General features: G+C 44.7%; 7 protein-coding genes and 3 pseudogenes. 4 read left to right on the top strand and 6 right to left on the bottom strand.

Going from position 1 to position 7,913, the window contains the following annotated elements:
- Nucleotides 1–213 (top strand): transposase (locus QTN94_RS18710; RefSeq protein WP_331428505.1); only part of this gene is annotated, 213 nt, incomplete at its 5' end.
- Nucleotides 214–218: 5 nt separating this feature from the next.
- Complete coding sequence (locus QTN94_RS18705) at nucleotides 219–377, top strand: hypothetical protein (protein ID WP_331428504.1); 159 nt, start codon at nucleotides 219–221, stop codon at nucleotides 375–377.
- Nucleotides 378–421: 44 nt separating this feature from the next.
- Here the strand turns inward: QTN94_RS18705 and QTN94_RS18700 are convergent, their stop codons facing one another.
- Nucleotides 422–2,266 carry an ABC transporter ATP-binding protein gene (locus tag QTN94_RS18700; protein ID WP_138972656.1) on the bottom strand — a complete coding sequence of 615 codons (1,845 nt, stop codon included), beginning with the start codon at nucleotides 2,264–2,266 and terminating at the stop codon, nucleotides 422–424.
- 314 nt (nucleotides 2,267–2,580) lie between these two features.
- On the opposite strand from QTN94_RS18700, the gene QTN94_RS18695 reads away from it, so the two are divergent.
- Nucleotides 2,581–3,558: an arginine deiminase-related protein gene (locus QTN94_RS18695; protein ID WP_331416798.1), complete on the top strand. Its 978-nt coding sequence runs from the start codon at nucleotides 2,581–2,583 to the stop codon at nucleotides 3,556–3,558.
- A gap of 99 nt (nucleotides 3,559–3,657) precedes the next feature.
- Here QTN94_RS18695 and QTN94_RS18690 read toward each other — a convergent pair whose 3' ends face one another.
- A complete protein-coding gene (locus tag QTN94_RS18690; protein WP_331416799.1) occupies nucleotides 3,658–4,323 on the bottom strand; it encodes a Crp/Fnr family transcriptional regulator in 666 nt (221 codons plus the stop codon).
- A gap of 212 nt (nucleotides 4,324–4,535) precedes the next feature.
- On the opposite strand from QTN94_RS18690, the gene add reads away from it, so the two are divergent.
- On the top strand, nucleotides 4,536–5,528 hold the full coding sequence (gene add, locus QTN94_RS18685) for an adenosine deaminase (RefSeq protein ID WP_331416800.1): 993 nt from the start codon (nucleotides 4,536–4,538) through the stop codon (nucleotides 5,526–5,528).
- A 75-nt stretch (nucleotides 5,529–5,603) separates the two neighbouring features.
- Here add and QTN94_RS18680 read toward each other — a convergent pair.
- The 4 genes and pseudogenes from QTN94_RS18680 to QTN94_RS18665 form a co-directional block, all read right to left on the bottom strand.
- Nucleotides 5,604–6,152, bottom strand: a pseudogene (locus tag QTN94_RS18680) (TonB-dependent receptor domain-containing protein); the annotation flags it as partial.
- 114 nt (nucleotides 6,153–6,266) lie between these two features.
- A pseudogene (locus QTN94_RS18675) lies at nucleotides 6,267–6,404 on the bottom strand ((2Fe-2S)-binding protein); the annotation flags it as partial.
- 9 nt (nucleotides 6,405–6,413) lie between these two features.
- On the bottom strand, nucleotides 6,414–7,334 hold the full coding sequence (locus QTN94_RS18670; protein WP_331416801.1) for a DUF368 domain-containing protein: 921 nt from the start codon (nucleotides 7,332–7,334) through the stop codon (nucleotides 6,414–6,416).
- Nucleotides 7,335–7,798: 464 nt separating this feature from the next.
- A pseudogene (locus tag QTN94_RS18665) lies at nucleotides 7,799–7,913 on the bottom strand (IS5/IS1182 family transposase); the annotation flags it as partial.

Here is a 7,913-nt window from a genome sequence, read left to right as displayed (position 1 = left end):
GTTGATACAATGATTGGTAATGTTAAGAACTCGCTACATGGGACGTATCATGCGATACGCAAGAAACACTTACCGAGATATCTTGGAGAATTCTGCTTTAGATTCAATCATCGCTTTAACCTTGAGGACATGACCCTTGCACTTTTAAGAGCATCGGTATGCGCACCACCTATGCCAGAAAAGCTTCTCAAGCTAGCTGAGAGTCGGTGGTAATCAGGTTGTATAATGAATTATTGAATGTTGCAGTTAGTGAGCATGCTTTGTTTGATGTTCGTTATTATGCGGCTTGGGAGTGTGTGAAACGCGCATTGCCTAAGCATGTTCCAAGTGGCGACAACTGTCAGTTAACCTCGGTTTTTGTCGGTTATTCTCAGTAAATCGCCACTAATTAGTTAAACTAGTTTTCAATTAAATCAACTAGTTACGCTACATCGGTCTCTTCTGCGATGAATCCACCCGTCTGATGAGCCCATAGCTGGGCGTAGATACCGCCACTTTCAACTAGCTCTTGGTGGGTGCCTTGTTCAACGATTTCGCCTTTATCTAACACGATTAAGCGATCCATTGCAGCGATGGTCGATAGTCGGTGAGCAATCGCAATTACAGTTTTGCCTTGCATAAGCTCGTTAAGACTCTCTTGGATTGCCGCTTCTACTTCCGAGTCGAGAGCAGAGGTGGCTTCATCAAGGATAAGCAGCGGCGCATCTTTGAGTAGCACGCGAGAGATTGCGATACGCTGGCGTTGGCCTCCCGAAAGTTTCACGCCTCGTTCACCTACTTGAGCATCGTAGCCCGTGTTACCAAACGGGTCACTGAGCGCTTGAATAAATTCATCAGCATGGGCTTGTTTAGTCGCTTTTAGAAGGTCTTCTTCTGACGCGTCAGGGTTGCCATACAAGATGTTATCGCGAATCGAGCGGTGTAGCAGGGACGTGTCTTGCGTCACCATACCAATCTTGCTACGTAGGGAATCTTGAGTGACGTCTGAGATCACCTGACCATCAATTTTAATCTTGCCGCTTTCAACATCGTGGAAGCGCAATAGCAAGTTGACTAAGGTGGATTTGCCCGCGCCCGAGCGACCCACTAGGCCCACTTTTTCACCCGGCTTGATATTGAGATTTAAGTGGTTAATGACCCCTTTCTTTTTATCGCCGTAATGAAAACTGACGTCCTCAAATTCAATACCGCCTTGCTTAACTTCCAACGGCAGAGCGTTTGGCTTATCTTGGATATCAATTGGTTTCGCCATGGTTTTCATGCCGTCCACTACCGTACCCATGTTTTCGAACAGCGCACCGACTTCCCACATGATCCACATCGACATACCGTTGATACGCAGAGCGAGGGCGATCGCAATCGCGATAGCGCCGATACTGATTGAGTTGTCCATCCATAGATAGATCGATAGGGCACCAATTGAGAAGACTAAGATGTAGTTAGTAATTTCAACCGCGACATCAAAGCCCGTGACCAGTCTCATTTGGCGATAAACAGTGTCAAGGAAACCCGTCATGCCTTTTTCAGCATATTCAGTTTCCCTTTTGCTGTGTGAAAACAGCTTAACAGTAGCGATGTTGGTGTAACTATCTACGATACGCCCTGTCATAGTTGAACGGGCGTCTGCTTGTTCCGAGGCGACTTGCTTCAGCTTTGGTACAAAATAAATTTGGATGCAGATATAGCAAGCTAGCCAGATCACCATTGGGATCATCAGACGCCAGTCAGCTTGAGCGAGTAAGACGACGATAGAGGTAAAGTAGACCGAAACGTAGACAAACACATCCATCGACTTCATTACCGTTTCTCGCACCGCAAGAGAGGTCTGCATGACTTTCGTTGCCACACGACCAGCAAAGTCATCTTGATAAAAGTTGAGACTCTGTTTGAGCAGATAACGGTGTGTGAGCCAACGAATCGACATTGGGTAGTTACCCAGTAACGTCTGGTGTACCAAAAGTGAGTAACAGACAACAAGAATAGGCATCACTACCAGAAGCAACATTCCGTAGAAAATGAGCGCGCTCTGGTTATCTTGCCAAAATGTCTCTGGGTTACTGTTTGACAGCCAGTCAACCAGATTGCCCATCGCGCCAAACAGGGATACTTCGACGATCGCAACAATGGTTGACATGATCGACATGATAATCAGCGGGATTTCAAACCCTCGAGTATAGTGACGGCAAAAGGCAAAGATGCCTGTTGGCGGCTGATCTGGCTCCTGTTGTGGGAAAGGCTGAGTAAAGCCTTCGAACTTCTTAAACATATGTATTTCCTAAACACGCAAATAAAGCAGAAGAGATGCCGTAAGGCACGAGCGTTCGTCCATAAATAGGCAGGGTTCGGTTATGGTATACCCTCGTTCTATGAAATGTAACCAGTTTATTATTCTTTCCCTTGCATAATATTCATCGACCTCTGGATGAGTTTTGTTCTGACAGTGACTTTAACTGTTATACGTAGCTGACTCAGTTAAACTTGCTGAAATGAATGCGTAATAACAGGTCAGTTCAGTAATCTTTCGTTTAACAATATGTCTACAATTGGCGTTAGTGAGAGAGATTAATTGAGTTTGTCACAATGTTGAAACAGCAAGCCATACTAAAAACTAAACCATCTTCAGTACAGAACGCTAACTGCGTGGTCATGGTTCCACCTAAAGAATTTGCGTTTAATGCTGAAACGGCAAAAGACAATGAATTCCAGCATCAAGTGTCGGATTCGACCAGTCAAGTTCGTGAAAAAGCAATGCAAGAGTTCGAGACTATGGTCGATACGTTGCGCAAAGCGGGTGTTCAGGTTGTGGTATTTGATTATCCGCTCGGAGGTGTCGAAACACCTGATGCGGTGTTCCCAAACAATTGGTTTAGTACCACCGCAGATGGAACGCTTTACACGTTTCCGATGGCTTGTAAAAACCGTCAGCAAGAAGTTAAGACCGATGCTTTGGTTGAAGCGTTAGAGTTCGCGGGTCGCCCTGTTTTAGGTCAGGATAGCCTGACTTCTTACCTAGCTCATGATGCTCATTTAGAGAGCACAGGTGTTATGGTGAAAGATCATGTTAATAAAACTGTCTATGCGGCGCTATCTCAACGTTGTGATCGCGAAGTTCTTGAAGACTACGCACAACGTATCGGTTATGACCGTGTGGTCTCTTTCCAAACCGCGCTGCCGTCAGGTAAGCCTATTTATCATACCAATGTGATGATGGCGATTGGTGAGAGCTTCTGTGTCGTTTGTGATGAAGTGATCCCTGAATTTGAGCGTCGTTTTGTGATTAAGTCGCTGGCGAAAGATAAGCAGGTGATTTCAATCTCGATTGATCAGATGAACCAGTTCTGTGGCAATATTCTTCAGCTAGAAACGGTCAACGGTGAAAAAGTGATTGCGATGTCTCAGTCTGCATACGATGCATTTTCGCCAGCGCAACGTGCCCAGTTATCGAGCCATGGTAAGCTGTTACCATTCAACGTAAAGACGATTGAAAACATTGGTGGTGGTAGCGTTCGCTGTATGTTGGGTGAAGTGTTTTTACCAAGCCGTACCCATCAGCTTTAAACTGGGAACCGCAAATGAAACAGACAAAATCGACGCTTTTAGGGCGTCGATTTTTTGTTTTCTGGCGGACGAATGTGCTTCGGATACTGAGTGTTCGTACTACTGGTAGTATTTTTCAAGATAGTCGCGCAATACGTCAATATCGACGGGGACAATCCCGCCTTTATCAGGCCCTTTAGCCACTAATCCTTCGCTGATCAGTTCATGGATAATACGTGTATACGCTCTTTCGGTGCAGCCAAAGCGTTGTGCTTCCTGATACATATAGGTATGGCCGGATGAACGGGCGCTGTTACTGTATCGACTGACGAGATCTTTGATGATGTTAAATTTAAGCGGATACAGCGAACGCTCTATCGCAATATGCATAGTATTGAGATAGATGTTGGACATTCTATGTGTCATCCAAAATGCGACACTGCCGTCAGAAATCAGCAGTTCAGCAAACTTATCCAGTGGGATCACGATCAGTTGTGCATCTGTGGTGGCGATGACGCTGAATGGGCTGGGGGCATCGGAGAAAAACTCCATCTCACCAAAAAAGTTATCTTCAATGTAATAGTCACCCAAACTGAGTGTTTTGCCATTTTCAGCGGTGTGAAGAACAGAAAATTGCGCCGCCTCTGACCAATAGACATCATTGACTTCGCTATGCTGACGTATGATGTGGTCGCCTTTTTGCACTTGAATAGTTCGGTATTGTTCATCTTTCACTAACTGACGGATTTTGTTCAGTCCATCACTTAAAATCTTGTTCTTATCCATAGTGAATTTTCGTTATTCAACAAAGTGTTGAATGATTTAGCCTCTGACCGGACAATTGTCGTGTTACTTATGTTAGATAATCATATAACATGAATTTTATTGTAATCAAAAACAAAGGATAAAGTGTGTGAATCACGATTATTGCTATAGTTGCAATAGCGTGTTGTTTTATCTCTTTATCGTATAAGCAGTGAAAGTTAGGACTGAACCCGATGAACTATTTTGATCTCCCGAAAATTGATCTCCATTGCCACCTTGATGGTAGCCTTCGCCCACAAACGGTAATTGATTTAGCTGCCGAGCAGAACATCGAGCTGCCAAGTACCGATGCGGATGTCATCAAAGAGATGATGGTTGCTCCAGAGACTTGTCCCAACCTGCAAGAGTACTTAGATCGTTTTGCACTGCCAATTAAAGTGATGCAAACAGCCGAAGGCATTGAGCGTATTTCGTTTGAACTGTTCGAAGATGCCGCAAAAGAGAATGTAAAATACTTAGAAGTGCGTTTTGCGCCACACCTTCACATTCAAAATGGTCTTAGCCATGAGCAGATTATTGAAAGTGCAGTAAAAGGTATGAAGCGTGCGGAAGCGCTGTATGACATCAAAGGTAACTACATTTTGTCTGCGGTTAAGTTCTTACCTTCAGACACAATCCCTCCAGTATTGGATGCAGGTGAAAAGTTCCTAGGTGATGGTGTTGTGGCGTTTGACTTGGCTGGCAGTGAGTTGGACAACTTCGCCCACGATTATGTGACTTACACTCAATATGCTCGTGACAAAGGCTACCGCATTACTATTCACGCGGGCGAGCAGGGCTGCGGTCAGAACGTTTATGATGCCATTGAATTGCTAGGCGCTGAACGTATTGGTCACGGTGTTGCCATTAAAGACCATGCGGAAGCTTACCAACGCGTTAAGCAAGATGCAGTGGGTCTGGAAGCGTGTCCAAGCAGTAATGTGCAAACGAAAGCGATCTCTGAGCTTAAGCTTCATCCGCTGAAAGATTTCCACAAAGACGGCTTACCAGTAACGATCAATACTGATAACCGTACGGTTTCTAATACCACCATGACTCAAGAAGTTGAAAAAGTGATGGAACTGTTTGAGCTAACGGCAGAAGACTATGCGCAAATCTACCGCGCAAGTGTTGAGCAGTGTTTTGCTAGTGAAGAAGTGAAACAGAAGTTGATGCAGTACATCTAAACGCTGAGGCTGAAAAATGAACATGAAAACCGCCCAAAACAGGGCGGTTTTTCTTTTAGGTGATTAGAACTTCACTTGGTGATCTTCCCATCCTGCATCGGTTTTGGTTTGTGTTACGACATAGTGGCCAGACAAACCAAGTTGCAGCATGTCTGTGGCCCAGTAGCTGACTTGAGCTTCTGCACCGTAGACACGTTTAGGATCGGCTAGCCCAGAGATAGAGAAATCATCTTCGTACTGAACTGTTGCGCTAGAGTGTGAGTAGTAAATCGCTGATTGCAGTGACAGATTATCTAGGTCATTGCGATAACCGATTTCGTAGCTGTCTGTTTTGATTCCTTCGAGTTTAGATGCCGCGACATCTTGCGTCGCACTCTTGCTATAGTAGCGATACAACTGAGGGATATCGAAACCTTGAGAGAAGTTAGCCCAAACTTGAGATGTTGGATCTAAGTGATAAATCATGCCAAGGTTGAAGAGACCTTCAGCGTAGTCGGTTGCACCACCAGGAACAAACGTCGAGCTTGGTTTAGCTTGAAAATCGGCAACATCAATGTCCATGTATTGGTAGTGGCCTTGGATGTCATTGATTACATGAACTAAGCCGCCGGTCGCTTCGTTGCTTGCATTTCGTGCAACGATATCCGCCAATTATCCAATATATCTTTGCACCATGTTCGCTATCGCGATCGGCATCCTTGCCTACTTCTTTGGACGGACTGAAGAGCTAAAAGCGTATTAGCGTTTGTTGTCTGGATGCCTAGGGCAGTCGCTGCACAGTTGGCGTCCACTACATTTATAAACCAAGCAGCAGCTGGTTCTGGTCAGTTTCAGCTCGCGAGATTGCGGTAGGTATCGAAGTGAGTAAAGCCGCTTTAAATTCGATTACAGATCGCGGTTCTCGGCGAATTTTTCTAGTCCGAGAACTAGTCCGATCGCACATAGCATTAGAATTATCGCGATACCCAGTTGCGCAGGTTGGGAGGTGAGAGCTTCAAAATCTGACGGGGAGAGGTTGTGCTGAATCAAAGGAACCTGTTCTCCTTTGGAATTAGCACGCCAGCTGATGGTCTCTTTCCATGGCCAGATCTTTGGCAATGTACCGAGCATGAGGCCAGTCAAGAACACCAATGTGAGGTCGCGGAAGCGCTTTAGCAGCCAAGAAAGAACGTGAGAAAAGCTCAGAAGGCCAATCACACAGCCAGACAAAAACAGCAGTAGGATTGGCAGATCAAAGGATTTTACCGCGCCGAGTATCGGGGTATACATTCCGATCAGAAGCAGGATAAAGCTGCCAGAAATTCCCGGTAGGATCATCGCACAGATAGCAATGCCGCCTGCGAAAAGGACGTTGATATTGGTCGGCTCTAACTGAAGTGGATTTAACACCGTAATGCTGTAGGCGAATGCAACCCCTAACGCGAGGAAGACTAAGCGGCTTAGGCTGCGTTGTTCGATCTGTTTGAGCATATGGAACACAGAAACCAGAATCAGACCAAAAAAGAATGACCACAGAGGGATTGGATGAGTCACCAACAGCCAAGAAATGAGTTTTGCCAATGTCGCAATACTGGTCAGTACCCCACCAAACAGTGAGATAAGAAACAAACCGTTAATATGTTGGAAAGCCGCTTTGAATCCATCTTGCTTCCAAATCCCGATTGCCGATGGGTTAATGCGTCGAATGCTCTCAAGCAAGGTGTCGTAGATGCCAGTGATAAACGCAATCGTACCGCCCGAGACTCCAGGTACAACATCAGCCGCGCCCATCGCGATGCCTTTTAGAAAAGTCGTTAGATAGTTCATTATTGAAGGTTAACTAAATTTTGGTGCAGAGAGTATATCGGCTAAGAGATGAAAAAAGTATGAAAAATCATACTAGAGCAAATTATTGATAGGAGTATAGTTTAATATGTATTTGCAAATTATTGCAAAATGCAATTTTCATTTTGCATTTTGAAATGGTTATTTGGGCAAAAAGTGTGCTTTAGAACAAAAAGCAACGTACTTTTAAAGTTGGCACGTTAAGTGCATTTATTAGAGTGACCCTTCTTAAGCCGAGGGTCACCTAGCCAACTGACGTTGTTAGTGAATGGATTTTGTTCACACTATATATAAGCCAATCGCACTATTGCGGTTGGCTATTTTTTTGCCTGCCTATCAGTTTTTACCTAAGTTTACATAGTCACAAAGTGTGAATTTTGCGTCTGCACTCGACAAGTAGAGGCAATATTATTAGGGCGTGTTGATCTTTGCTGTACGTTTTATGCTCAGCAATACATTGGTAGCCACATTAACATAAATGCCAGCGATACCATGCTGGCATAGTTCCTTTTCAACTTGTCATATCTAGTGGATATTGCTCGATAATGCTTGATTTTAGCA

The organism is Vibrio sp. M250220 (genome assembly GCF_036533795.1).
Taxonomy (GTDB): Bacteria; Pseudomonadota; Gammaproteobacteria; order Enterobacterales; family Vibrionaceae; genus Vibrio.
Note: the sequence above shows the minus strand (reverse complement) of the source record. Positions and strands in the feature narration are given on the sequence as shown.

What these genes read in the sequence shown, in the direction of transcription:
- QTN94_RS18700 (WP_138972656.1), bottom strand. Translation starts at nt 2,266, where the DNA reads ATGTTTAAGAAGTTCGAAGGCTTTACTCAGCCTTTCCCACAACAGGAG.
- QTN94_RS18695 (WP_331416798.1), top strand. Translation starts at nt 2,581, where the DNA reads ATGTTGAAACAGCAAGCCATACTAAAAACTAAACCATCTTCAGTACAG.
- QTN94_RS18690 (WP_331416799.1), bottom strand. Translation starts at nt 4,323, where the DNA reads ATGGATAAGAACAAGATTTTAAGTGATGGACTGAACAAAATCCGTCAG.
- add (WP_331416800.1), top strand. Translation starts at nt 4,536, where the DNA reads ATGAACTATTTTGATCTCCCGAAAATTGATCTCCATTGCCACCTTGAT.
- QTN94_RS18670 (WP_331416801.1), bottom strand. Translation starts at nt 7,334, where the DNA reads ATGAACTATCTAACGACTTTTCTAAAAGGCATCGCGATGGGCGCGGCT.